Consider the following 26,878-nt stretch of genomic DNA (forward strand, 5'->3'; position numbering starts at 1 on the left):
TTTAAAAATTAAGATCATGAGTACTTTAAAAAACAACGTAACATTAATTGGATTCTTAGGCGCTAACCCAGAAGTAAAAGAGTTATCAAAAACCAAGAAAAAATTGGCTCGTGTAAGCATTGCTACCAACGAGACTTATAAAAACGATAAAGGAGAAAAAGTAGAGGAAACCCAATGGCATCAATTGGTTTTTTGGGATAAACAAGCTGGTATTGCAGAAAAGTATTTGAAAAAAGGTAGTGAAGTGGCTATTTCCGGAAAGCTGGTTAATAATTCTTATACAGATAAAGAAGGTATCAAGCGCTACTCTACTGAAATTGTCGTAAGCGAAATCTTAATGTTAGATAAAAAGTAATTATCAGAAATACTTATCTATCTAGTAAACCTTATAAAGGTGGTTTATCAAGGTGTGATAGACCTCCTTTATATTTTGGTTTTAATCTGGCAATAAAAATCATCTTATTGATGAAATAATTCTTTGAAAAAAGATGAAATAGCTCCTTTAAGAAATAATTTCAAACCTGTGATATTTTGAATGTTATTTACTACTTTAGCTATCGATAGTCACAACCCCGGGTGACTTTGTTAAACCTATTCATCAAAAAATAAAATGAAGAAAATTTTCATTACGCCACTGCTATTATGCGGTGTGCTTGCCCTATCGGGAATGCAAAGTATTACCGGGGAAAGTCAACAGAAGTTTGAGAAAACCTCTTTTAAAAAAGAAAAAGATGCGCCAATTGCGAAAAAAGGTAAACTCATTTTTAAGGACGATTTTAACAACGGCATGGTTTATTCTAAAGAATACCAACAAGTGGCCGAAGGTTGGCGGGTACGGGCTAATCATGCTCAATGGAAGCAAGAAAATAATTCCGTAAAAAGCATTTTTGAAAGTGGTCACATGCCTGTACTTACCTATGAAGGTAATTTTAAAGATGCCATTATAGAATTAGAGTTTAGATTTTTTGCACAAGAAGGTAAATGGTCTGCTTGTAGAATTTCTGCAACAAACCCACAGCTTAATCCAAGAGCTTATGCAGCTTCTGTTTGGGCAAATGCTAACAATACTGGGCGGGCATTAGGTATGGTACTAGAACATGATGAATGGAAACCAGGTGTTATCACTACCGTGATGAACAAACCAGCTAATTTTGAACCAGGGAAATGGTATACCTTACGTTTAGAACTCATGGGTGATGTTGTAAGAGCCACCTGTAATGGTGTTACTGTTATTGGAACTCACGAAAAATTTGGAATACCTAAAAATAGCATCTCTCTAGGTGTTGGTACCAGTCCACATGAATTGAGAAAGTTTAGGGTTTATGAGGCTTTAAAAAAATAGCAAGTAAAGCTTTTTTGATTTTTTATATTTCTGCCATTTACCAGTCCTAAAACACGGTTTATAGTTATTTATACTGCTAAGATTAATAACTATAAACCTTTAAACATGTCAAAAAACCAGTATCTGTTACCTAAAATAGATGAAGTGAGGATACGTACCTGCTGTACCTGAATAAAATCTAAAAATTGATATGAAAAAATGCCTATCACACAAATTATAATTACACAAACCTTAGTAAAAGCGTATTGTTAATAAACTAATATTTGTTAACAATTAAATAATAGGAATTTTATAAAAATATGAAAATCAATTACTTAATTTTATAGACCATTAAAAAGCATGGTCAAATAAACTTTAATGAAAGAATTATATGACCTGGAAAAAATTTAGCGGAGAAGTGATTCATTCCTCCATCCTCGAAGAAGTAGAAAAAGTTATTGAAAGAGAATATGAAGCAGGTAACAAATTAAAAGTTTGTATCGGTACAGATTCTCAGGTAAAAGGTAACATTACTGATTTTGCTACTGTTATTGTATTTTTAAGAGAGCAAAAAGGCGGTTTCATGTTTATCCATCAAGAAAGAAGTACACAAAAAATGAGCATTAAGGAAAGAATGCTTACAGAGGTTCAAAAATCTATTGAAACTGCTTACACTTTATGTGATTTACTAGACTTATATGATGTGGATCTGGAAGTTCATGCTGATATTAATACCAACCCTCAATTTAAGTCTAATGCTGCTTTACATGAAGCTATGGGTTATATCTTAAGTATGGGTTTTGTATTTAAAGCTAAACCAGAAGCTTTTGCCAGTTCTGCTTGTGCCAATAAGATGGTACAATAATAATAACAAAGGCAAACTTTAAATACGAATGTTTGTTTAAACATTTGTATGAAAACTTACACACTAAACTTTAGTCAGAAATTACCTATTAGCTTGGTACAAGCATGGGACTTTTTTTCTTCGCCTTTAAATTTGGCAAAAATCACCCCTCCGGGTATGAATTTCATCATCACGTCTGATTATACAGCACAAACAAAGATGTATGAAGGCATGATTATTACCTATAAAGTTTCTCCATTATTTGGGATTAAAATGGATTGGATGACTGAAATAACAGCTGTTAAAGAGCATCAATATTTTATTGATGAACAACGTTTTGGTCCGTTTAAATTTTGGCATCACGAACACCATTTTGAAGAAATTGAGGGTGGGGTTTTAATGACGGATAAACTGATGTATGGCATTCCGTTTGGCCCTATAGGTGTTTTAGCTAACGCTATAATAGTTGGTAAACAAACTCGTGAAATTTTTGAGTTTAGAGAGCAAGCCGTAAATAATTTATTCGGAAAATACGAGTTGCCTGTTCTTGCTTAGCATCTTACAAGCCTGTATTATTTCTAAAAAGTTTTATGGCAATTGCTAATAGAATAATACCAAAGGCTTTTCTTAAAATATGCAAGCCTGTTGTACCAAATAATTTTTCTAACCTTAGCGTGTTTTTCAAAATGATATACACAAACAAAATATTTAAAAAAATACCTACAACAATATTTTGTGTTTGATATTCTGACTTTAGAGAAAGCAAGGTAGTCATGGTACCAGCACCTGCAATTAAAGGAAAAGCTAAAGGCACAATAGATACGGTTTCAGGAATTTCTTCTTTAAAGAAGTTAATTCCTAAAATCATTTCCATAGCGATAAAAAATATCACTAAAGAGCCAGCAATTGCAAAAGATGATATATCTAAACCAATAATTTTGAGTAGTGCTTCCCCAACAAATAAAAATATAATCATCAATACTAAAGCAACTAAACTAGCTTTTTCAGATTGTATATGACCGGCTTTTTGTCTAAGCTGTACGATAACAGGGATAGAACCTAATATATCGATGATAGCAAATAAAATCATCGTTACTGATAAAATCTCGTTAAAGTTGAAAAAGCTATTCATAACAAAATAGGTTTGATAAAATTAAAGAGGATACCTCAAATTAACGTTTTTATGTTAAGTAAGCAGAGTCGAAACATTTTCTGAGTAAATCAAACAGCATTTCGACTAAGCTTCACGCGATAATTATGATGTTTAAGACATTCTCTTTTCTATTTCTTAATTATTCGTTTGTTTTCTCCGGATTTCTAAGTAATGAATGTTTTCTGCTGTAAGCAAAATAGATGATAATGCCTAAAGCCATCCATATTAATAAACGCTCCCAAGTATGCCAAGGTAAACCTTGCATTAAGTATAAACAAACTAAAATACCTAAAATTGGTACTACCGGAAATAAAGGTGTTTTAAAAGGTCTAGGAATATCTGGATTGGTATACCTTAACACTAAAATACCACCGCAAACGATAACAAAAGCTAATAAAGTACCAATAGAAACTAGTTCTCCTAATAAATTTATAGGTGCAAAACCTGCCATTAACATCGCAAAAAAACCTGTTAATATGGTGGTGATGTATGGTGTTTGGAATTTAGGATGAACTTTTCCGAAAAATTTAGGTAATAAGCCATCTCTAGACATAGAATAAAATATGCGTGGTTGCCCCATAAGCATCACCAATATCACTGAACTTAAACCTGCAATAGCACCAATTTTAATTGGAAATCTCAACCAAAATAAACTTTCACCACCTGCATTTACAGCTACTGCTACTGGGTCTGGTACATTTAAATCTTTATAATTAACCATACCTGTCATCACTAAACCAACCAGAATATAAATGATGGTACAAATAATTAAAGAGCCTAAGATACCTCTAGGCATATCTTTTTGAGGATTTTTGGCTTCCTGGGCAGCTGTAGAAACAGCATCAAAACCAATATAAGCGAAAAAAATAATACCAGCACCACGTACTATACCATCAAAGCCAAATGCCCCCGGCCCTTCTGAGGCAGGAATAAAAGGAATTAAATTATCTTTATTGATGTAAAATAAGCCAAAACCTATGAACAATAAGATGACAGCTACTTTAACTACTACAATGATGTTATTAAACTTGGCTGATTCGCTAATACCAACAACCAGTAAAGTGGTTATGATAGCTACAATAAATATAGCGGGAAAATTAATTACTGCACCGGTAGCTGTAAAAACACCGGTTGTAGAATCGTAATTATATGGGGCCTGAGCAATAGAAGCAGGTATGCTTATACCAAAGTCTTTGAGGAAACTAACCATATATCCCGACCAACTTACGGCTACCGTTGAGGCGCCAAACAGGTACTCTAAAATTAAATCCCAACCAATGATCCATGCAATAAACTCGCCCATGGTGGCATAGGCATAGGTATAAGCAGAGCCTGCAATAGGAATCATAGATGCAAATTCTGAATAGCATAAGCCTGCAAAAGCGCAGGCAACGCCAGCCAAGATAAATGATAATACCACCGCCGGACCAGCATGTTGTGCTGCTGCTGTACCCGTTAAAGTAAATATACCTGCACCTATAATAGCTCCTATACCTAAAGAAATTAAATTATTTGCAGTAAGGGTTCGTTTTAAACCGCCCTCGGTCTGCGTTTCTTTCATTAAAATAGCTAGTGGTTTCTTATTAAACATAAATGTATCTCTGTTTTGGATTGTTTGTTTATCTAATATAGATTAAATTTTAGCAAAATAGATGAGCACCAAATAATTTTTCTAATTCTTGATGGTTAAAATTTAAAAAACTTAAGGTTCTTATAAATTCTGGCTGTAGGTTAGCCTTTAGATGAATATCTTCCTGACTAATAGGATGTTTAAAGTTTAGATAGGAAGCATGTAATAGCATACTTTCCATTTGAAAATGCTCTTTAAAAAACTTGTTTTGTTTGTTGCAACCGTGTGGTCGATCGCCAATAATGGGGTGGAAAATATGAGCAAAATGTCTTCTCAATTGGTGCATACGCCCAGTTTGTGGTTGCGCTTCTACCAACGCGTATCTAGAAGTTGGATGTTTACCTATTGCTAACGGAATTTCTGTTCTGGCTATAGTTTTAAAATAGGTAATGGCATCCTGTAAAGTACCATTTTCTTTTTTCAGTGGATAATCAATCAAAAGTTCATCAGGGCTGTGGCCGCGTAATACAGCCAGATACTTTTTTTGGACTTTATTCTCCATAAACTGTTGCTGCATTAATCTATCCGTTTCTTTATTTAAAGCGAAAAGAAGTAGACCGCTGGTTTTTCTATCTAAACGGTGCACCGGCCATACGTGTTTTTGCAGCTGATCTCTCAACAATTGTAAAGCAAACTCTTCTGCATTTCTGGCTATTGGCGATTGATGGACCAATAGACCATGGGGTTTATTGATGGCTACTAAATACTCATCTTGGTAAATAATCTCTAGCATGGCTCGCAAATTATGAATATTTAGCCTCTTATTAGATTTGTGAGATGGTAATTAGCAATTTTGAATAAAGTTTTTTTAGTTTAATTGCTTTAGTACCGCTTCTTTTTCAATAAAACCGATATTGCTCCATACCATTTTTTGATTTTTATAAAGTTGCAAAACAGGCAATGCACTTACGCCAAGTTGCTTACATAACTCCTTACTATCGTCTGCATTGATGCGTAATACAACAACTTTAGCTTCCATATCTGTTGCAATTTCTTTTAGATAAGGTTCCATTTTTTTGCAAGGGGCACACCAATCTGCATAAAAATCAACCAAAACTAATTTATCTGTATTTAAAAGATTTTGAAACTGTATTAAACTTAAACCTAAATTTTTACTTTTTTCGCCAACTTCTGGTAAACCTTGGCTTCGCCATTTCATTAAGCCACCTTGTAGTTCATAAACCTCTGAAAAACCTTTAGCTCGCATTTGCGCAGCCGCAGAAGCACTTCTTGCCCCACTTAAACAGTAAACAAATACAGGCTTTGTTTTATCTATTGCGGATAGTTGTTGTTGAAAATTACCCGCAGAAAAATCATAATTTTTGGCATCCTTTAAATGACCCGTAGAAAATTCTTTTGCAGTTCTAACATCTATAATGGGGGCATCAGATACTTGCTCTATTTTTGACATAAAATCTTTTGCCTCTAGTGCATACTTATTTTTGGTTTGTGCATTTACACCAGAAAAAATAAATAAGCAAAGGCATATTGGATATAAAATAGTTTTCATCTAAAAAATTTAATATGATGTTTATTTTTAATAAGAACTAATGTGTTTTATTAATCACTTATTTTACAAAGTTGCAGTATTATGGTTTATGTTTTTGTAATATCTGTGTTTCTAAAATGGCAATAGCTTCAGCTAAAGTTATTTAGTTAACGCGTTTTTTATATTCATCGTGTAAACCTACACCATTTAAGATTTGAGTTTTATACTTTTCTATCCTGCTATAACGTGTTTGACTTTGTTTGGGTTGCGAGAAATGGATGATATAAGCTCTTTGCCGACCAGGGGTTAAAGCGTTAAAGGCGCTCTCAAAAGCTTTGTCTTCTTGAAAAGCCTCTATCAATTCTCCTGGAATAGGTTCTGGATTTTTTTCAAGCTCTACTTTTTGTCCGCTTTCTTCTAAAGCGATGGCTTCTTGTATGTAAGCTGTTAGGATAGCTTTTACTTTTTCAATTTCATCAACGTTTTTAAACCTGATGATTCTAGCAGCTTGTATATTACCTTGTTGTTCTAAGATTTGATTTTCATCACGCAGCAATGCACCTTTAAAAAAGCCAATATTTGCCGATTCTTTTAAAGCATTTACCAAAATCACATTTTTACCTTGATGGGTATAAACCGGAGCTCCCCATTTTATTTCCTCTGTAAGGCCAGTTTCTAAAACAATCTGCCTGAGTAGTTCAAGTTCCTCCCGCCAATGATTAACTTTACATTTAGGCGTTGCGCCATATTTACAGCGCATACATCCATCTATTAAATATTTATCAACTTGTGGGTTTAGTGTGATGTTCATGACAAGTTTCTTTTTGTGTAGATATTTTGTACTTATTAGGATGAAATTAAGGAAAAATTTGGTTCTTCTTTTCAAAGATGAAACAAACTTAATTTTCAAAAACAGCTCTTATGACCAATCTTTCTATAATGCTCTTATTAATTAAAAAGAAACAGTTTCATTCTAAAATCATAGAGGAGAAGTTTTGAGAGATTAAGAATTTACTGTTTTAATTGTAGAAAATTGTATGTTGGCAGACATACTTTAATCAACAAATGTTTCTCTAATCACACGTTTACATTCAAGTATTTCATTTTCTGTGAGTGAACCAAACTTTTTGATAATACGAATTTTATCGATTGTTCTTATTTGATCAATTACCACCCAACCTTCTTGATTGTTATGTTTAACTTTTACTCTGGTCGGATATCTTCTGTTTGAAGAAGTCATAGGTGCGATAACAACAGTTCTCAGATTGTCATTCATTTCATTTGGCGAGATAATTACACATGGTCGTGTTTTCTGAATTTCACTACCCAAAGTTGGGTCGAGATTAACCAAAACTATCTGATACTGTTTTACTTCCATTCTTCAAAGTTTTCATCCTCAAAAACATCGTCCATTAGAAGCTGGTCATCACCATTTTCATGCATCTTTTGAAATGCTTTATCCCAGCCTTTACGAGGTTCTGAAATTGGGCGCAAAATGATTTGTCCTTTTTCAAGAATCAATTCTATTTTATCTGTGATGTTATACTTTTCTAAAATTGCTTTGGTTAACCTAAGCCCCTTTGAATTTCCTATTTTAATAATTGAAACTTCCATATTTGTATTTATGTAATTACAAAGTTATTACAAACAATTTGTTTTTTAAAATTTTTGATGGCTAATATTTTGTTAAATACCTTTAACAGCTGGTGCTTATATCTGTGTCTAAGATAGATAATTAGCCTAATTTCGTTTAAGGGATGTTTGTTCCTTGTAATTAATACTTCCTGTTTATTGTGTGAAAATAAAGATTTTATTGTTCTTAAACACAATTGGCTTTTCTATTTATATCTCATTTGATTTTAATCATCTTTCTATATTTACTATATTTGTTTAATCTTTTCTACAACTACTATATCATCAAGAAAATTTATTGCCTTAAGTCCACGTATAGCCCACCTATACCCCACCTTTTATCCACGTTTTATCCATATCACCTTCGGTGCTTCTCCCAGACACCTTCGTAACACCTTCGGAAAAACAGGGCCATTTCCCGAACAAGTCTCGAACATGGTAGGGAGAAGGGCTGAATACAGAAGGCGGAAAGTATAAGATTGCTTAAATGCTTTAAGAAGTTGAGAATATGAAATAGAAAGATGACTAAATGCATTGGCTTGAAGATTTCCTTTATCATGATCTACTTTATCAAGCTGGATAATGAAGCTTCGCTTTTTAATGTGTAGAAAGAAATTATAAGCTGTAAGCTTTTATAGTGAGATGTTTCACTTTGGTCAACATGACGGATAGGAAAGGTTGAATCGTCCTTACCAACCAGTCATGCTATATGAATGGAGATTTAACTTTAGTGATAAAGATATAAAATTAATTCAAAAAGTAAAATTCAAAAGGAAAAATTAAAAAGAAAAAACTCAAAAAGTAAAATTCAAAGGAGAAAATTACAAAAGCGTCAAAATATTGTTCCAAATAAAAAGAGGATGCCTTTTTAAGAACATCCTCTTTTCTAAAATTATTTAAACGATTACTTCTGCTTAAACCTATCAGCCATGCCCGGTTTTGCACAACATGCTTTCATTTCGCCACTTTTCATAGCGGTTTGGCAATGTTCTGTTTTAGCTTTAACCTGTGCTGTTGGCGTGGTTGCGTTAATGGCTATGTAAGGTGCTATTACCAAAGATACAATAGACATTAACTTGATTAAGATGTTCATAGATGGACCGGAGGTATCTTTAAACGGATCTCCCACAGTATCGCCAGTTACAGAGGCTTTATGTGGTTCTGATTTTTTGTAATACATCTCGCCATTAATTAAAACACCTTTCTCGAAAGATTTTTTAGCATTATCCCAAGCACCACCTGCGTTAGATTGGAAAATACCCATTAACACACCTGATACGGTTACACCTGCTAATAAACCTCCTAATACTTCTGGACCAAAAATGAAACCTACCACAACTGGAGTAATGAGGGCTATAGCACCAGGCAACATCATTTCGCGGATAGAGGCTTTGGTAGAAATAGCAACGCATTTTTCATACTCGGGCTTGGCTTTATATTCCATAATGCCTGGTATCTCGCGGAATTGTCTACGTACTTCTTGTACCATATCCATAGCAGCTCTTCCTACAGCTTGTATACATAGGGCAGAGAAAATGAAAGGAATCATCCCACCTACAAATAAACCTGCTAAAACTGGGGCTTTATAAATGTCTATAGCATCTATACCGGCTATACCCACAAAAGCTGCAAAAAGTGCTAGTGAGGTAAGGGCTGCAGAAGCGATAGCAAAACCTTTTCCGGTTGCTGCGGTGGTATTCCCAACGGCATCTAAATTATCTGTACGCTCGCGTACTTCTGGCGGTAATTGGCTCATTTCTGCTATACCACCAGCGTTATCCGCAATTGGGCCGAAAGCATCAATAGCTAATTGCATAGCGGTTGTAGCCATCATACCAGCAGCAGCAATAGCTACTCCGTATAAACCAGCGAAGTAGTAAGAGGTCATGATACCAGCTGCTAATACCAAAATTGGGATGACGGTGGATTTCATACCTACGGATAAACCTGCGATGATATTGGTTGCATGCCCGGTTGAAGATTGTTGTACGATAGAGTCTACCGGAGCTTTACCCATAGCAGTATAATACTCGGTAACGATACTCATGATGGTACCTACCACTAAACCTACAATAATAGCATAAAATACATTGATGCTAGAAAACTCGTAACCTCTAAGGTTTAAGGTTTCTGGTAACATCCACATCACAATAAAATAAGAAGCTATTCCGGTTATCACAATAGATGACCAATTACCTAAATTTAAGGCGTTTTGTACGTTTGAGGTTTCGTCTTTAATGGTTACAAACCATGTCCCGATGATAGAAAAGATGATCCCTAAACCACAAATGACCATAGGTAATAATATGGGCGACATGCCACCAAAATTATCTGTAACGATGATTTCTTGTCCTAATACCATGGTTGCTAGGATGGTTGCTACGTAAGAGCCAAATAAATCGGCACCCATACCGGCAACATCACCTACGTTATCGCCTACGTTATCGGCAATGGTAGCAGGGTTACGTACATCGTCTTCCGGGATTCCGGCTTCTACTTTACCTACTAAATCGGCACCTACATCGGCAGCTTTGGTATAAATACCACCACCAACGCGAGCGAAAAGCGCAATAGATTCTGCACCTAAAGAGAAACCTGTTAATACTTCAATAGCTGTTTTTACGGTATGTTCACCTAAATCAGCAAAAATGGAGAGGAAAATGATAAACAAACCTCCTAAACCTAAAACTGCCAAGCCAGCAACACCTAAGCCCATTACAGTACCACCAGTAAAAGAAACTTTTAATGCTTGTTTTAAGCTGGTACGAGCTGCATGTGTTGTTCTTACATTTGCTTTTGTAGCTACACGCATACCAATATAACCTGCTGTTGCAGAGAAAACTGCACCAATAACAAAGGCTATAGAAATAATCCAGCTAGAGTGTATTTCTTTTCCGTTAACTTCATGTATTGAGCCCGAGTAAGCTAAAAGAATACCTGCAAATAATACGAAGATGCTTAATACTCTCCATTCTGCTTTTAAAAATGCCATAGCACCATCTGCTATGTAGCCAGCAAGCTCGGTCATTTTTTCATCCCCTGAAGGCTGCTTAGATACCCAAATGGATTTAGAAATCATCACGAGAATACCAATAAGACCTAATATTGGTACAACATAAATTAAATTAGTTTGTAAGAATTCCATACATGTAATCGGTTTTTTTTAAGGGTTTATAATTGTAATATACCAAATTTAGCAGGGTATTTGATAAAAGCAAATTTTTAGGGATATTATTATAGCTGTGTGTATAGCTTTTTGAGCAAAAAAAAGAAGCGAAATTAGAAAACTCGCTTCTTTTAATGGCGTATGGTTTACCCACACCCCTTTTAGGAAAATCTTTATTGGCTGGTTAATTTACAAAGGCTTTACTTCTACCCTTCTATTTTTTGCTCTTCCAGCTTCTGTATCATTGGATACTAATGGACTAGATTCGCCAAAACCTTTAACAACTAAGTTGCTAGATTTTATACCATTATTTACCAAATAAGCTTTAACGGCATTTGCCCTATCTACAGAAAGCATCATGTTTCTTTGCTCGGTACCTTCTGCAGATGAATGACCATTTAACTGAAATTTAGTATCGGGTTTACTTTTCATCATTTTAGCTATACCATCTAAAACTTCATAAGAAGATGTTTTTAATACAGATGAGTTAAACTCAAATTGAATGTTTTGGTAATTGAAGACTTGTTCTACAACTTCTGGGCAGCCGTTTGTACTTGCTGTCCCTTTCTCTTCTGGGCATTGGTCCTTATCATCAGGAATACCATCATTATCTGTATCTTTTACCACTGGCGCTGGTGGTGGCGTTGGTGCAGGTGTTTCTGCTACAGGTTCTGGTGCTGCTGGTGCTACAACTTTTTTAGATTTACACGAACTGTAAAAAATTGCGATGGCTAATAATGCCACTAAGGTTAATTTTGTCTTCATTCTTTCTTTATTTATGGTTCGAAATTAAACATTATGTATACAAACTAAGCTTTATACTATTTATTTTGTTACTATAGAAATATCATCATCAATATTTAAACCAATGGCTTTTAAAAGTAACGAAGCATTAAAGGTTTCGCATTTACCTTGTTTTATTTTATAATCAAAATACATTTCATTTTCTTGAAGCTGTATATCAAAATGGAAATTCCTAAGCTGTTGCGGATATTCTTGTTCTAAATCAGCTATTTGCAAATCGTGAGTAGCAATAAAACCAGGTGTTTTTTGTGCTATCAGCTTCTTAATAAATACTTTGGTGCCTAAATATTTATCTTTACTATTGGTTCCACGAAGCATTTCATCTATCAATACAAAAGTTTGCTCTTTTTGCTGTGTAAAATCTAAAATCATTTTTAACCTATCAATTTCTGCTTTAAATGTTGAGGTTTGATTTTGTAGAGAGTCTTTAATCCGCATATAGCTTACCAAATTAAAAACCGAGGTATTGAAACTTGTGGCACAAACTTTAGCACCTGCAAAAGCTAAAACCATATTAGCCCCTACTGTTCTTAAGAATGTGGATTTACCAGCCATGTTAGAGCCGGTGATAACATCTGTTGTAGGGTGCTTAGCTAAAGAAAAATCATTACTTACCCGTTTATGGAAAGGAATTAAAGGATGTCCTAATGCTTTGCTTTCTAGTGTATATACGGATGATATTTGAGGGTATATCCAATGAGGATGATTGTGGGCTAAATTTGATAAACTTAATAAAGTTTCTATCTCCACCATCACCTCAAAACCATTAACAATACTGCTTTTATATTGGTTTTGCCATTTCTGGAGCTTAAAAAGCACTTTTAAATCCCACTGCAAAAAAAGGTTAAGGAAAGTACCAACCAGCATGTTTAATCTGTAGTTGAGATTTACCAATATACTACCCAAGCTTATCAGTTGCAAGCTTAAAGGTACTTCTTGATGTATTTGGGAGAGCAAATTTTTCATTAAAGTATTGCTCCAATGTTTACGCTCTATCCATTGTAAGTTTTGGGCATAACCGTCTAAAGCGTTGGCTGCTTTCTCTACCCTGAGGTGTAAAATATCTATTTTATTTTTAAAAAAACCATAAAAAACACCGTTTAACAACAATACCATACCTAAGATACTCCACCAAATACCACCCCAAATCAAGGCAACAGTTAATACAGAAAGATTAATAAAAGGTAAAATCCTGACTGCATATTTTAATGATTTACTGTTTAAGAACTTTAGTAAAGTAGCTAAATCATGAGCTATAAAATTTGATAATTGGTTTAGCAAGTTTGGCTCAAGTAAAAATATACGTGTTCTAAAATCAACACCTTCTTTTTGTAAGTTAGTAAGTTCTTTTACGGCTTCTTGTCGGGCTTCTATGATAGCTATTTGTGCGGGGGCTTGCATCCAAGAAGCCAAAAGTGCTTTTGCCTGGGTAGAAACGCATCTGTTGATGTAATGAAACAAAGATTGTGCACCAAAAACATCCAAATCATCTGTATAAGCATGCTGTGCAGAGCTAAAAGTTTGGCCATCATCATATATATTTTTACCACCGTTAAGCACTTCTACTTCATTTTGTAAGAGTTTTAGTTTAGTTTCTTTGAAAACCAGCAGGTTTGTTTTTTTCTGTTGAATTTTCACCAATATCAGAAAACCTAAAAACAAACATAAAGCTATAACAGCTACAGCAATTAAGCCCGCATTAAAGAATATATAAACCAGTAAAATGGCCAATAAAAACAAAGCTAAGCGACCATAAGCATACTGATTAATGATTTTTTTTAAGGATTTAATTTGTGCCGTAAGGCTCGAAATTTGTAATTGATAATCTTGTAGAATATCAGTTGTTAACATGATTATAAAATTTTAAGGCAAGATATTAAAACATTTTACCATATTAAGCTCTTAAAACAGAAAAGGCAAATTGCTTTTACAAACAACACTTAAAAATGAAAGTTACCCTTTTAACCGTCGGCAAAACAGAAGATAAATACATCCTAGAAGGGATAGAAAAATATCTTAAAAGGTTAAAACACTATATCAAATTTGAGTTGATAGAAATCCCTGAACTCAAGAAGACTAAAAGTTTAAGTGAAGATCAGCAAAAAGCAAAAGAGGCCGAAATGATTGCCAAACACCTTAACCATAGTGATTATTTAGTTTTGCTTGATGAAAAAGGCAAAGAACTAAGCTCTATGCACTTTGCAGATTTTATGAATAAAAAAATGATTGCCAGTGTACAAAATTTAGTTTTTATTGTTGGTGGGCCTTATGGATTTGATGCCAGCTTACACCATAGAGCACATGATAAATTATCGCTCTCTAAGATGACATTTTCACATCAAATGGTGCGCCTTTTCTTTATAGAACAAGTTTACAGAGCCTTTACAATACTTAAGGGAGAACCTTATCATCACGAATAAAAAGAAATTTATGTTGGGATATAAAAGAAAATATCGTTTTAAGACTGAGCAAAGTAGCAAAGAAAAACGTCTGTTTTGGATATTATCTATAGTAGTGAGTATCTTTTTTATTGCGCTTTATTATTGGATGAAGTAAAACATCAAACCATAACAAAAAATTAATTTAATTAAATATAAGATTTTGTCTTATTTTGTAATGAATTAATTATCATTTCATTGTGCTTCATTCAAAAATCGTTAAAATTTTAAAAATAATTGGCGTTGGTATTGCCTTTATTTTAGCTACTCTTTTTATTATTCCTCTCCTGTTTTCAGATACCATCAATACAAAAGTAAAAACTTGGGCAAATGCCAATATCAATGGCAAACTAGCTTTTGAGGATATTAACTTATCTTTCTTCAAACACTTCCCTGCTTTAACGGTAACCCTATATGAGGTAGACCTTAAAGGATCTGCCCCTTTTGAAAAAGAAACTTTGCTTAAGGCTCAGGAATTGGCTTTAGGTATCAACTTATCTACCTTGTTAGAAGAAAGAATTGTTATCAATAAGTTTTTTGTAGACCATGCCGATATACATGTTTTGGTAGATAGCCTAGGAAACGCCAATTACAATGTTTATAAAAGCACTAAAGAACAAACAAACTCAGCGGCTAGCAGTGAAACATCTTTAGGTATAGAATTGATTAAGATAGAACATAGTAAACTTACTTATCATGATGAATCTTTACCTATGCACATAAGCGCAAAAGGTTTTAACTATACTGGGAAAGGCGACTTAAGTAAGGCTATTTTTGATTTATATACAGAAGCTCGTATAGACTCGGTAGATTTTACTTATGCTGGGCAAAACTACTTTAAAAACAAAAAAATTGACGCCAATTTAATCACTAAAATCAACACCTCATCTTTAGCTTTTGTATTTGAGAAAAACGATATTTTGATAAATCGTTTACCCGTAACATTTAACGGAAAATTTGAGTTTTTAGAGAATGGTTATGATATGAGCTTTGATATCACCTCTAAAAAAAGCCAATTGAAAGATATTTTCACTGCTTTACCTCCTGATTATTTAGGTTGGTTGGATGAGACAGACATCAAAGGATTGGGCGAGATTGCCGTATCTTTAAAAGGGCAATATATAGCAGAACAAAATAAAATGCCAGATTTTAACATGAATTTAGCTATCAGAGATGGATATATAGCCCATCAAAAAGCTAGTGTTCCTGTTAAAAATTTATTTCTAAATATGGATGCTAGCTTACCAAAACTAGATCCAGAATTACTTTATTTAAATATTGATTCTATTTATTTTAATGTAAATGATGATTTTTTTAGTGGTATTTTAAAGGTTAATGGCTTAAGCAAACCTAAGATACATACCAATATCAAAGCTAAAATGGATTTAGAGCAGTTAGACCGAGCTTTAGGCATATCCGCTTATGATATTAAAGGACTATTAACGCTTAACTTACAAGCCAACGGCAAATATGCTACCACCATTAAAAAAACTGGTGTTAGAAAAACCGATACTCTTGTAAGTAGTATTCCAACATTTAAACTGAATAGTAAACTACAAAACGGATATTTTAAAGTAGCACAATTGCCGCAAGCAATCCGCAATATTGGGTTTAATTTAGAAGCTGCTTGCACTGATAGTTTATATCAAAACACCTATCTGAACATAAGTGATTTAAACTTAAATGTACTATCTAACTATATAAAAGGCTACGCCAAAATTGCTAACCTTAAAACTTACCCGGTAGATATAAAGCTAAATGCTAAATTCAATTTAGCCGATGTTGCCTCATTTTATCCGTTAGATAGCCTCATGCTTAAAGGAAAAATAAATATGGCTGTACTAGCTAAAGGCACCTATGAACCTAAAAAGAGAAAATTTCCGGTTACCAAGGCTAATCTTAGCCTCCAAAATGGCTATATTAAATCTGCTTACTCGCCACTTCCAATCGAGCAAATAGAAATTCAAACAGCTATAAGCAGCAGCAGGGGTTCTTATAAAGATATTAAAGTAAATGTCTTGCCTATTTCTTTTAATATAGCCAACCAGCCTTTTAAATTACAAGCCCAATTACAAAATTTTAATAATCTTAAATACAGCATTACTTCTAAGGGTAACTTAGATATATCTAAAATTTATCAAGTATTTGCTGTTAAAGGTTATGATGTTTCTGGCTTTATACAAACCGACTTTAATTTAAGTGGTTTACAGAGCGATGCAACAGCTAAAAGATACCACCGCTTAAACAATAGAGGCAACATCACTATTGAGGATTTAGCATTACAGTCCGATTTATTTCCTCTGCCTTTTTATATCAAAAATGGGAAATTTAGTTTTTACCAAGACAAGTTAAGGTTCGATAATTTCAAAGGTGTTTACGGTGAAACCACCATTAATCTTAATGGCTATTTAAATAATATTATTGATTATGCTTTGAAAGAAGAAGCTCCGTTAAAAGGTAATTTTAATATTTATAGTGCTTATATTAATGCTAATCAGTTTATGGCTTTTGCCGATGCTGGTAGCAATAGTACTGTAGCACCAGCAAATGCCGGCGTGATTATGATACCGCAAAATCTTGATGTCTCTTTAAGCGCAACAGTAAAGAAAATTAATTATGATGGTTTAAACATCAGGAACTTTAAAGGACAAGTTATCAGTAAAAATCAAGCTTTAGAACTCAAAGATACCGGTTTTGAGCTTGCCGGTGCAAAAACAACAATGAATGCCAGTTACAAACCTCTAAATCCTAAAAGGGCTCAATTTTATTATCAAATAAAGGCTGAAAATTTTGACATACAAAAAGCATACAAAGAGGTTAAAATGTTTAGAGATATGGCAAGTTCAGCAAAAAACGCATACGGGCAAGTATCCTTAAATTACGAACTTAGCGGGAAACTTAATGAAAGCATGTACCCTATTATGCCTAGCTTAGCCGGAAAAGGTAGTTTAACTTTAAATAATATTAAGTTTAAAGGTTTTAAATTACTCAATCAAATTGCCAGAAAAAGTTCTTATGAAAGTTTAGAAGATGCCGATGTTAATAAAGTTGAGATTAAAAGCAGCATTAAAAATAATATCATGACTATAGAACGTACCAAAATGCGCATGGCGGGTTTTAGACCTCGTTTTGAAGGGCAAGTAAGTTTAAATGGTAACATGAATATGGCTATGCGTATTGGCTTGCCTCCACTTGGTATTATAGGTATACCTGTTAAAATTACGGGTACACAAGAAAAACCAGTTATTAAAATTGGTCGTCAAACTAAAGCTGATGAATTAGAAGAAACAACAGAAGAATAATTATTTTAAACCAATAACATGAAAAAAATCATTTTTACCCTTTTAACCACTTTGGTGGTACATGCAGCATCGGCACAAAGCTTATTAAACAAAGTTAAAAGTACTGCAGAAAGTACCCAAAACTCTACTAATGGCATATTGGCAGCATCAGCAAAAGATATTATGGCAAAGTTAGGTCCTACTTTAGCTTTATCTGCCATACAAAAGCCAAAAGTTTTAGAAGCTGTAAGTAGTTTTGCCACTCAAAAAGCGCAAATTTTGCCTTTGTTAAATACAGATAAGGCTGCTTATGCCAGCAAGTTAACAGGTTTACAAAATACTTTATTTCCAAAATTAAAAAGCATTTTAACGGTGGCACAATACAGTAAATTTCTAGGTTTAAAACCTAAAGCACCGTCTGCAACTGATGCGCTTTCGGCTTTGTTTTTTTGATAAACTAAAAATAATTTTGAGTTAAGTACTTGTTTATTTTAATCAGTAAAAGCAGCTTTATAGAAGCTCAACAAATAATTTCCCTGAGAATAAAAAAGAGGTTGTCTTAATCATTTTATAATCCAGATGTGAGTGTTATGGAAACATGTTCTGGTATTTTCAAGGCAGGCTTCAATTGCCATCAGCCTGACGGCATAAAATGGTACTTTAAAGACAGCCTCTTTATCAAATTAAAACAACTAGCTAAAGGTTAGCGGGTATGATATCAGAGGCATTAATATTTAAAATTAATGACTGTCCTAAGGCATCAAGTCTTAAGATAACCCTTTGTTGTTGTTTCCATGAAACTAATTCGGCTTCATAACCTTTAAGTTTTCCAGAAATGATTTTTACTTTTTGTCCTTTTTCTAACTGATCGAAAGTAATTTCGGGCTCTGCCTGCCCGTTTAAATAGTTTTGTAACATTTGGATTTGCTTATCTGGGATATAGGCAATTTCACCAGAGAAATATATAAATCTTACGATACCATGGGTTTGTACTACTTGGTCGTATTCTTTGTTAGATAGGTATACAAACAGGTACGATTTAAAAAGAGGTTCTTCTATCCATTTCTTTCTATCACTCCACTGTCTTAAAGTTTTTTGTAAAGGCAAATAAACCTGAATACCACGTTTTTTTAAGTTCTCGGCGGTTTTCTTCTCTGCTCTTGGAAGTGTATATACAGGATACCAACGGTAATATTCATCTAAATTGGCCATAAATGGAATTGCTCAAAAATTAAGAGAAAAATTTAGCGCTTTCAACTCGGTATTTGACTGTAATCAGGTATTTTCTGTTTTAAATTTTGCTTTTAAAACTTCTATCACCGGAGGCATAATAGATACAATAATGATGGCTAGAATCACTAAACTAAAATTCTTTTGTATAAATGCCAAATTACCAAAGAAATATCCTAAAAACAGGAAAATCGCTATCCACAAAAACGCCCCAATAACATTAAAAGAAGCAAATTTTTTATAATCCATCTCACCAATACCGGCAACAAAAGGTGCAAATGTGCGCACAATAGGTACAAACCTGGCGTAAATGATGGTTTTACCACCATGCTTTGCGAAGAAGTTTTGTGTTTTTACCAGATACTCTTTTTTAAGAAAAGGTATTTTACCGTTAAACGCTCTTATACCGTAACGCTTGCCTAGTTCGTAATTTAGGGAGTCTCCGGCAAAAGCTGCAATAAAAAGCAATACAGCTAATAAATAAATATTTAAACCTGTATTACCTGTACCTATTAAGGCTCCTGCCGCAAATAGCAGCGAGTCGCCAGGTAAGAAAGGCGTTACTACAAAACCTGTTTCGGCAAAAATAATCAGGAATAAGATAAGGTAAGTCCAAAATTGATAATCTCGGATGATTTCACTTAAATGGCGGTCTATGTGAAGTATAAAATCTATTAATTGTCTAATAAGTTCCACTGAAATTTGATTTAATATTGAGCTATGATGGTATCGGCTCTTAAGCCCGTTCTGCTTGCTGTATCAACTAAATTGCTAACAAAAAGGGTATATATACCGCCGTTTTCAAAATTATAAATAGGCAAATTAAGCCATAATGATCTATCGCTGGAAGCTAAAACTCTTAAACTATAGGTTTGAGCGTCCAATTCTACAAAGTTTGAAGCTGTTCTGTAAGTAGCATTGTTAAATAAAGCCGTACTATCAGAATTGATAACATTAAATGCTGGAGCATTTGGACTTAAATTGATAAATCTAAGTTTGGCTTTATTTAGTGCTGGTGTATCTATATTATCTAAAGTTGCTACGTAAAATAAGGAAGTATCTGCCACAGCACCAGTTAAAAACAAGGAATGACTTCTACCTGGTTGTAAAAATATATTTTGGTTAAATAGTGTTCTAGACCCTTGCCTTACTTCTGCTAAGAATGTACCGCTTCTGGAAACAGTTAAATAAGTTGTATTATCTCTGAAAGTTAAGGGCGAGGCGTTTAGCTTTTCTCCGTTGAGGTAAAAATCTATACTGCCTACATCCGGAGAAGCATTAATCAGCATGATACGTGTGGCTGTAGTAGGTTGCGGTACAACCTCGGTTGGATCTGTACAAGAAATCCAGCCTAGAACTACCATACTAAAAAATGCAAATATCTGAACTATATTTTTCATAAGGCTGCCGCCAACGTTTAACCAGTCTTAATAACGCACAAAGGTATTGCTTTTTATAGATTATTTTAAAATATAAATGGCCCGATAAATATCAGGCCATTTTATATAAAATTTGATGTTTAACTATGCGTAATTATTTAACATTACTGGCATAACCAACATTAAAATGTCTTCATTTTCATCTTTAATGCTTGGGAAAAGTAAACCTGCTCTGTTAGGTGTAGACATTTCTATGGTAATTTCCTCGCCCGATAAGTTATTTAACATCTCTATTAAGAACTTAGCATTGAAACCTATTTCCATATCTTCACCATCGTATTGACAGCCAATACGCTCATGAGCTTCGTTAGAAAAATCAATATCTTCTGAAGAGATGTGTAACTCGCTACCGCTGATTTTTAATCTTACTTGATGTGTAGTTTTGTTAGCAAAAATAACTACCCTTTTTAAACAGTTCAGGAATAAACTTCTATCTAAAGTTAATTTATTAGGGTTATTTTGAGGGATTACCGCCTCGTAATCTGGATAACGCTCATCTATCAACCTACAAATTAAGCTGATGTTAGCAAATTTGAAGAAAGCACTAGTTGCGTTATATTCTACTGCTACATTTACATCTTCTGCTGGTAATGATGATTTTAAAAGGTTTAAAGCTTTTTTTGGTAAGATAAAAGATGTTGCACTTTCTGCTTGTGCATCATTTCTTCTGTATCTTACTAATTTATGTGCATCAGTAGCCACAAAAGTAATGTTTTGTGGAGAAAGCTGACAAAAAACACCTGTCATAGCCGGACGTAATTCATCATTACTTACAGCAAAAATGGTTTTGTTAATAGCTTCTGCTAAAACAGATGCTGGTAAATTAACGGTAGCTGCATTTTCTACTGTAGGGATTTTAGGGAAATCATCACCGTTTTCTCCGCTTAGTTTATACTTACCGTCTCCGGCACTAATCTCAATAGCAAAAGTTTTATCATCTACAGAGAAAGCAACTGGCTGCTCTGGAAGTGTCTTTAAAGTATCTAATAATATTTTAGATGGCACTGCAATTTTACCACCTTCTTTAGACTCTACAGCCAAAGAAGTAATCATACTGGTTTGTAAATCTGTGGCTGAAATTACCAAACTGCCCTCTTTTATCTCAAATAAAAAGTTTTCTAATATGGGTAAAACAGCACTGCTGCTTAATGCGCCACTTACTGCTTGTAAATGTTTTAATAACGTTGACGTAGAAACAATGAATCTCATCTTATCGGTTGTGTTTAATGCTATTATTAAGTACCAAAAATATAAATTTTAAGCAGTATACCTGCGTTTCCTATAAATATGTTGAAAAATTCCAAAAACTACAATTAAAACAACAGGAAACAACATATTTATAAGCTGCCATGTTAATTTCTCTTCTACAATTTTAGCTTTATCCAGTAATCTTAGTTTAATTTCTTTACTTCTAAGCTTAATAAGCTCCGCATCGTTGGTTAAATAATCTGCTAAATTGAGTAAAAAGGTTTTGTTACCGAAGGTTTGTTGCGTGTAACGGTCGTAACCCAACGGAAAAACAGAACCATCTGTAGCACTTATCTGATTTTTTAGGATATCGCCATCACTAAAGACAACCATTTTGGTAAACTTACTTTCTGGAATAAAGGCAGAAGCCGGTATTCCTTCTGGCAACATTCTGTTTTTAAATATGGAAGTAAACTTACCTTCAACTAAAACACATACCGGCTTAGGCTCGCTTTGGAAAGTTTTTGGATCTGGTGTTTGCTCTACCATATTTAAAGAAATTAAGGTCGGCGTATTTAGTTTTCTGCTAAAAGGAGATGTTGTTAATAATACTTCTTGCCTTATACCTTGAACTGCAATGGTGTCTATGGTGTTGATAAACTCGGTTTTGATACCTTCTAAATTCTTCACAATAGGATTGCTAGAAAAAGGCATAATGATAGGATAAAACAACCAAGGTACCATTTGTATTTGCCCCTCTCCTGCTATATTCCCCACGTTAAGAGGAATTTGCATACAATTCATATCACCAACCAAATCATAGTTTATGCGGATACCGTATTTAAATAATTGATCATCAAGATTTAGTTTCTTCGGGAATGCTAGCTGCTCGCCATTACCTTGCTGCATGCTATCTAGCTCGGCATGTACTTGGTCTATAGCCCAAAAAACTTTACCGCCTTGCATCAGGTATTGGTCTATTTTAAATTTTTCTAGTTCAGTAAATTCTTCATTAGGCTTAGGGATGATGAGAAGTTTTATCTTTTTTAAACCTTCTTCGGTAATTTCTTTTAAATCTACCCTACCTACTTCATAACCTTCTGACAAGGCTAGCATAGCGTCTTGAAGTTGCAAATCAGTAAGTTCGCCATGCCCTTCTGTTAAAGCTACACGAGGTTTACCGCCCGCTGTAATTTTTTTTATGGTTGATGTAAAAGCGTATTCTAAATTCTGAATAGAGTTATTCAAAACCTCTTCTGGATTTAAGCCTATTCTGGTTTGTAAAAGTTTAACAGGTATTTCTCTACCCTTAAAACTTACCAATGCAGCCGGGAAGATGAGTTTTTGCGTTAACCCACCTTCTTGTTTAACGCTAAGATTTGTAGGTTCTATTCCTTTATTATAAAGCTCTTCAAAAAACAATTGTTGCTCTTGCTGATTTTTATCTGCCGCAGGATCTATAAACTCAAACTGAAGATTAGCACCTGCATAAGCTTTATAATCACCTAATAAATCTTGAGTTGCATTTCTTAGTCTTTTAAAACCCGCAGGAAAATCTCCCTCTAAATAAACTGTTATTTTTACAGGCTCTTTTAAATTGCGTAATATTTCTTCTGTGGTGTCAGAAAGGGTAAATCTTTTCTCTTTGGTAAAGTCTATCCTGGTAAAGAAAAACTGAGCAAAAACTTGCACCAAAACAACTGCAAATAATACCAAAGCTAAATGTAGTAGGTCTTTTTTCTTTTGATTTACCATTTTCTACCTCCTAAAATAGTTTTTGTGAGTACCAAAAAAACGGTAATCAAGCTTAAGAAGTACAATAAATCTCGGGTATCTAAAACCCCTCTACTGATAGCCTGGTAATGATGATTAATCCCTAAATTTATAATGACATCATCTATTTTTTGTAGAGCTAAAAGCTGGCTGATAGCATCAAATCCGCTGAAAGCGAAAAAGCTTAAAAAAACTGCAATAGCAAAAGCTATGATTTGATTTTTAGTGATAGATGAACAAAAAACACCTATAGCCACATAGGCTGCACCCAATAATATCAAGCCGATGTAAGAACCTATAACAGCGCCAGCATCTACATTGCCTTCAACAGCGCCTAAATGATAAACGGTATAATAATAAATCACGGTAGGTAATATGGCTATGATAACCAAGGCTAGGGCGGCGAGGTATTTGCCTAATACAATTTGCCAATCTGTAAGTGGTTTGGTTGCTAATAACTCAAACGTACCTTCTTTTTTTTCTTCTGCTAAAGAGCGCATGGTTATAGCAGGTATCAAAAACATGAATAAATACGGTGCTATATTGAATAAACTATCTAAACCTGCATAGCCGTAATCTAAAATGCTGGTATCTGGAAAAATCCATAAAAACAGACCCATTGCGGTAAGAAAAATAACGATGGTGATGTAAGCCACCAATGAGCTGAAATAAGAATTAAGTTCTTTTATAAATATCGTTAGCATTAATTCTCTTTGGTTAAAGCTACAAATATAGGTTCAATATTTTGGGTATGATGCTTTTGTAATAGTGTTTCTAAACGGTCATGAGCAACAATTTCACCTTTATTGATGATGATGACATCGTCACAAACGGCCTCTACCTCTTGCATAATATGGGTTGATAAGATGACAGTTTTGGTTTTCCCTAAATCTTTAATCAGCTTTCTAATTTCTATCAGTTGGTTTGGGTCTAGGCCCGATGTTGGTTCATCTAAAATAAGTACTTGGGGGTCATGAATGATAGCTTGTGCCAAGCCAACCCTTTGTTTATACCCTTTTGATAGTTGGCCGATTTTCTTATGCTGCTCTGGCCCTAAACCTGTAAGCTGTATAACTTCCTGAATGCGTGTTTTAGGGTTCTTTATTTGATGTATATCGCAAATAAAGGCCAGAAACTCTTTTACATACATTTCTGGATACAATGGATTGCTTTCTGGTAAATAACCGATATGCTTTTTAGCATCAAGCGTATGGGTATTTACATCAAAACCACAAACACTAGCATTTCCGGCGGTCTGAGGTAAATAACCTGTTAAAATTTTCATAGTTGTTGATTTACCTGCACCATTAGGTCCTAAAAAACCCAATACCCTGCCGGTGAAAGCTTCAAAAGAAATTCCGTTAACTGCTTTTTGAGCACCGTAAACTTTATATAAACCAGATACCTTTACAGACATGGCGCAATTTAACAATTTGCCATCATGTTAGGCGAAAATTATTACAGCTTAACTTCTTTTACCATCAAATTAAGACTACCCGCTGTTGATGGTTTTATTAAAGTTAAGTTGATACGATAAATATTATCACCCCAATTACGTTTAACGCCTTTATCCTCAGGGATACCTAATTTAACTTTTTCTATATTGGCGTTTAATAAAGAAGCGTCATACTGAATGGCAAAATGTTTCTTTACACTGTCTTTTTCATATTTGATGATGATTAAGCCGGGCGATTTTACTTCTGGCGGATAACAAGTCATTAAATGATTGATAAAAGCACCTTCTGCTTTTAATTGATAAGTATCCTTAATCTGAACGTTTTTTCCTCTGTTTAAAGTAATAGCCCTTTTCCAACTTATTAAACCAGCTTCTTTAGGGTAAGATTTAGCAATATCCAAGGCAAAAACAACTTTTGATTTATTTTCTGTGAAATTTAGATCTGTAGCTTTAAAAGCTCTCCCGGGGCTTTGTACACAACCATTAACTGTTGGGGTATTATGATAATCAGATGAATTAAACCAAATGTCATATCTATCACCAGAAAATGTTCTTCTGGTATAAGTACCACTACCAACATCTATCAATAGCGGATTTCCATCAACATAAACCATAAAATTGCCAATATCATTATGGTTATGACTTTCATCATTATGCCCACCTTTTGCAGCTATGGTAAGTCCTTTAGTACTGCCAGCTTTATCACGAGCCAGCATTACCTGCGTTTCTGGCAACCAAACACTTTTAGGTAGAGGAAGTTGTTTTGGTACCTTCCTTAATTCCTCATCTAAAAAAAGCTCAAAGAAATTCCTAAAGATGTGAAATCTAGAAACTTTAGTGCCTGGTTTGTAGTAATAGGCACCAAACTTCATCATGTTTTCATCGTTTATAGCTTTTCCAAAGCGATAAATCATAGGTGCATCCATACTTGGTTTCGGACTTGCATCAGCAAAATTGATGAAATAGGTTTCGCTAATTTGTGCCTTGTAAATAAATGCAGCCATATTTTTTATCTTTTGATCTTGATAAGTATAGTTAAAGGCATCATTTGTGACTAGGTTTAAAAGAGACAGATTATCGTATAAAGCTGCCGCTGCTGCACCCCAATAACCCGGGCCTTCATCACAACCGCCATCTAAGGGATATGGATTTAAGAAATTATCTAAAACACTTAATATCTTATGTACCGCTTCTGCTCTTTTATCTTCATTTTTTTCAATCAGCAAAACGGTATTTAACCAGTTAGAGCAAATCCATGGATTCCAATTATTAGGTCTTCTACCGTCTTCATTACCGCCCATAAAACCATGCTTTTTAGTCATTAAAGGCGATAAAACTCTATTTTCAATCTCGTAATAAATACGCTTTCTTAGTTGCGGAGAGACTTTATCCAGTTTTTCGGCTAAATAATAATCAACCCAAGAAAATAGTGTAGCGGTTTCTGCGGCAAACAAATCAACAAAAGGTTCAGAAACATCCATCAAACCAGCGTTTTCCTTTTTCCTAGGTAAATGAGCCGATATCCCCCAAAAAGATTCTTCGCTGATAGACCAAATTCCATTAATGATTTGATCAGTAAAACGACCTTTATTTTCATAAATCTCAGCAAATAACAAAGTCAATAAAACTTCTCTTTTTTTGAAACTTATGTTTTGATATTCTTCCCTATCGCCAGTTCTTTCTACCAATAAGGAAACCGTAGCAGGTATAGATGGCCAAGAGTAATTGAGATAAGTTTCTGCTTTTGCAAGATTTTCTTTTAAAGTTTCCTGATTTGCTTTAGCCCATTCTTGGCGCTCTTGAATTTTGGGAAACGGTTTCCATGTAGATTGCGAGATGAGTAACTTCCTTAAAGCTTCTGTATTGTATTTACCACTGAGTAAATTTTGAGCAACTACTTGTTGCAGGCTTGCTATGAGAATAACAGCAAGTAATATTTTTTTCATGTTGTTGGTTTAAAATTGGTTTTGCTAATATATTATTATTCAGCGAGGTTTATAAACAAGCCTTTATCAATACACTAAAAAAATTTAG

25 protein-coding genes are annotated in these 26,878 nt (G+C 34.1%); 7 read left to right on the forward strand and 18 right to left on the reverse strand.

Annotated elements, in window-relative coordinates; translation table 11 throughout:
- The first annotated feature begins 16 nt into the window (after positions 1–16).
- The 4 genes from B2745_RS10305 (at position 17) to B2745_RS10320 (ending at position 2,720) form a co-directional block, all read left to right on the forward strand.
- Positions 17–355 carry a single-stranded DNA-binding protein gene (locus tag B2745_RS10305; protein WP_026904354.1) on the forward strand — a complete coding sequence of 113 codons (339 nt, stop codon included), beginning with the start codon at positions 17–19 and terminating at the stop codon, positions 353–355.
- A 255-nt stretch (positions 356–610) separates the two neighbouring features.
- A complete protein-coding gene (locus B2745_RS10310) occupies positions 611–1,342 on the forward strand; it encodes a family 16 glycoside hydrolase (RefSeq protein ID WP_304066116.1) in 732 nt (243 codons plus the stop codon).
- A gap of 370 nt (positions 1,343–1,712) precedes the next feature.
- Positions 1,713–2,186: a ribonuclease H-like YkuK family protein gene (locus B2745_RS10315; RefSeq protein ID WP_026904352.1), complete on the forward strand. Its 474-nt coding sequence runs from the start codon at positions 1,713–1,715 to the stop codon at positions 2,184–2,186.
- 48 nt (positions 2,187–2,234) lie between these two features.
- Complete coding sequence (locus tag B2745_RS10320) at positions 2,235–2,720, forward strand: SRPBCC family protein (RefSeq protein WP_304066119.1); 486 nt, start codon at positions 2,235–2,237, stop codon at positions 2,718–2,720.
- 4 nt (positions 2,721–2,724) lie between these two features.
- On the opposite strand, the gene B2745_RS10325 is transcribed toward B2745_RS10320, so the two are convergent.
- From B2745_RS10325 to B2745_RS10370, 10 genes are all read right to left on the reverse strand, one after another.
- Positions 2,725–3,297: a MarC family protein gene (locus B2745_RS10325; protein ID WP_026904350.1), complete on the reverse strand. Its 573-nt coding sequence runs from the start codon at positions 3,295–3,297 to the stop codon at positions 2,725–2,727.
- Between the two features lie 160 nt (positions 3,298–3,457).
- Positions 3,458–4,909, reverse strand: coding sequence for an amino acid permease (locus B2745_RS10330; RefSeq protein ID WP_026904349.1), 1,452 nt, complete (start codon positions 4,907–4,909; stop codon positions 3,458–3,460).
- Positions 4,910–4,958: 49 nt separating this feature from the next.
- A complete protein-coding gene (locus B2745_RS10335) occupies positions 4,959–5,681 on the reverse strand; it encodes a pseudouridine synthase (RefSeq protein WP_304066122.1) in 723 nt (240 codons plus the stop codon).
- A gap of 75 nt (positions 5,682–5,756) precedes the next feature.
- Positions 5,757–6,458 carry a thioredoxin domain-containing protein gene (locus tag B2745_RS10340; protein ID WP_304066124.1) on the reverse strand — a complete coding sequence of 234 codons (702 nt, stop codon included), beginning with the start codon at positions 6,456–6,458 and terminating at the stop codon, positions 5,757–5,759.
- Between the two features lie 142 nt (positions 6,459–6,600).
- Positions 6,601–7,248 carry a YdeI/OmpD-associated family protein gene (locus B2745_RS10345; RefSeq protein WP_304066127.1) on the reverse strand — a complete coding sequence of 216 codons (648 nt, stop codon included), beginning with the start codon at positions 7,246–7,248 and terminating at the stop codon, positions 6,601–6,603.
- Between the two features lie 243 nt (positions 7,249–7,491).
- On the reverse strand, positions 7,492–7,815 hold the full coding sequence (locus B2745_RS10350) for a type II toxin-antitoxin system PemK/MazF family toxin (RefSeq protein ID WP_304066130.1): 324 nt from the start codon (positions 7,813–7,815) through the stop codon (positions 7,492–7,494).
- Complete coding sequence (locus B2745_RS10355) at positions 7,806–8,051, reverse strand: AbrB/MazE/SpoVT family DNA-binding domain-containing protein (RefSeq protein WP_304066132.1); 246 nt, start codon at positions 8,049–8,051, stop codon at positions 7,806–7,808. Before B2745_RS10355 ends, B2745_RS10350 begins: the two co-directional genes overlap by 10 nt.
- Before the next feature lie 922 nt (positions 8,052–8,973).
- Entirely contained in the window at positions 8,974–11,214 is a 2,241-nt protein-coding gene (locus B2745_RS10360; protein WP_304066135.1) for a sodium-translocating pyrophosphatase, read from the reverse strand.
- A 210-nt stretch (positions 11,215–11,424) separates the two neighbouring features.
- Positions 11,425–12,000, reverse strand: coding sequence for an OmpA family protein (locus B2745_RS10365; RefSeq protein WP_304066137.1), 576 nt, complete (start codon positions 11,998–12,000; stop codon positions 11,425–11,427).
- A gap of 60 nt (positions 12,001–12,060) precedes the next feature.
- On the reverse strand, positions 12,061–13,890 hold the full coding sequence (locus tag B2745_RS10370; RefSeq protein WP_304066140.1) for a MutS-related protein: 1,830 nt from the start codon (positions 13,888–13,890) through the stop codon (positions 12,061–12,063).
- A gap of 95 nt (positions 13,891–13,985) precedes the next feature.
- Here B2745_RS10370 and rlmH point away from each other — a divergent pair, with 95 nt between their 5' ends.
- The 3 genes from rlmH to B2745_RS10385 all read left to right on the forward strand — a co-directional run bounded on the left by rlmH (position 13,986) and on the right by B2745_RS10385 (position 18,211).
- Positions 13,986–14,459 (forward strand): 23S rRNA (pseudouridine(1915)-N(3))-methyltransferase RlmH, encoded by a 474-nt coding sequence (gene rlmH, locus B2745_RS10375; protein ID WP_304066143.1) that lies wholly within the window; start codon positions 13,986–13,988, stop codon positions 14,457–14,459.
- Positions 14,460–14,677: 218 nt separating this feature from the next.
- Positions 14,678–17,779 (forward strand): AsmA family protein, encoded by a 3,102-nt coding sequence (locus tag B2745_RS10380; RefSeq protein WP_304066145.1) that lies wholly within the window; start codon positions 14,678–14,680, stop codon positions 17,777–17,779.
- 18 nt (positions 17,780–17,797) lie between these two features.
- Positions 17,798–18,211 (forward strand): hypothetical protein, encoded by a 414-nt coding sequence (locus B2745_RS10385; protein ID WP_304066147.1) that lies wholly within the window; start codon positions 17,798–17,800, stop codon positions 18,209–18,211.
- A 243-nt stretch (positions 18,212–18,454) separates the two neighbouring features.
- Here the strand turns inward: B2745_RS10385 and B2745_RS10390 are convergent, their stop codons facing one another.
- The 8 genes from B2745_RS10390 to B2745_RS10425 all read right to left on the reverse strand — a co-directional run bounded on the left by B2745_RS10390 (position 18,455) and on the right by B2745_RS10425 (position 26,790).
- Positions 18,455–18,970, reverse strand: a complete 516-nt coding sequence (locus B2745_RS10390) for a UpxY family transcription antiterminator (protein WP_304066149.1) — start codon at positions 18,968–18,970, stop codon at positions 18,455–18,457.
- A gap of 63 nt (positions 18,971–19,033) precedes the next feature.
- A complete protein-coding gene (locus B2745_RS10395; RefSeq protein WP_304066152.1) occupies positions 19,034–19,684 on the reverse strand; it encodes a DedA family protein in 651 nt (216 codons plus the stop codon).
- An 11-nt stretch (positions 19,685–19,695) separates the two neighbouring features.
- Positions 19,696–20,388 carry a DUF4397 domain-containing protein gene (locus tag B2745_RS10400; RefSeq protein ID WP_304066154.1) on the reverse strand — a complete coding sequence of 231 codons (693 nt, stop codon included), beginning with the start codon at positions 20,386–20,388 and terminating at the stop codon, positions 19,696–19,698.
- Between the two features lie 123 nt (positions 20,389–20,511).
- Positions 20,512–21,636, reverse strand: coding sequence for a DNA polymerase III subunit beta (dnaN, locus tag B2745_RS10405; RefSeq protein WP_026904335.1), 1,125 nt, complete (start codon positions 21,634–21,636; stop codon positions 20,512–20,514).
- A gap of 48 nt (positions 21,637–21,684) precedes the next feature.
- Complete coding sequence (gene gldG / locus B2745_RS10410) at positions 21,685–23,370, reverse strand: gliding motility-associated ABC transporter substrate-binding protein GldG (RefSeq protein WP_304066156.1); 1,686 nt, start codon at positions 23,368–23,370, stop codon at positions 21,685–21,687.
- Positions 23,364–24,092: a gliding motility-associated ABC transporter permease subunit GldF gene (gldF, locus tag B2745_RS10415; RefSeq protein WP_026904333.1), complete on the reverse strand. Its 729-nt coding sequence runs from the start codon at positions 24,090–24,092 to the stop codon at positions 23,364–23,366. Before gldF ends, gldG begins: the two co-directional genes overlap by 7 nt.
- Complete coding sequence (locus tag B2745_RS10420) at positions 24,092–24,805, reverse strand: ATP-binding cassette domain-containing protein (protein ID WP_304066159.1); 714 nt, start codon at positions 24,803–24,805, stop codon at positions 24,092–24,094. The genes gldF and B2745_RS10420 overlap by 1 nt, the downstream gene beginning before the upstream one ends.
- A 41-nt stretch (positions 24,806–24,846) precedes the next feature.
- Complete coding sequence (locus tag B2745_RS10425) at positions 24,847–26,790, reverse strand: heparinase II/III domain-containing protein (RefSeq protein ID WP_304066162.1); 1,944 nt, start codon at positions 26,788–26,790, stop codon at positions 24,847–24,849.
- Between the last annotated feature and the right edge of the window lie 88 nt (positions 26,791–26,878).

This window comes from Pedobacter glucosidilyticus (genome assembly GCF_002483235.1).
Lineage (GTDB): Bacteria > Bacteroidota > Bacteroidia > Sphingobacteriales > Sphingobacteriaceae > Pseudopedobacter > Pseudopedobacter glucosidilyticum_B.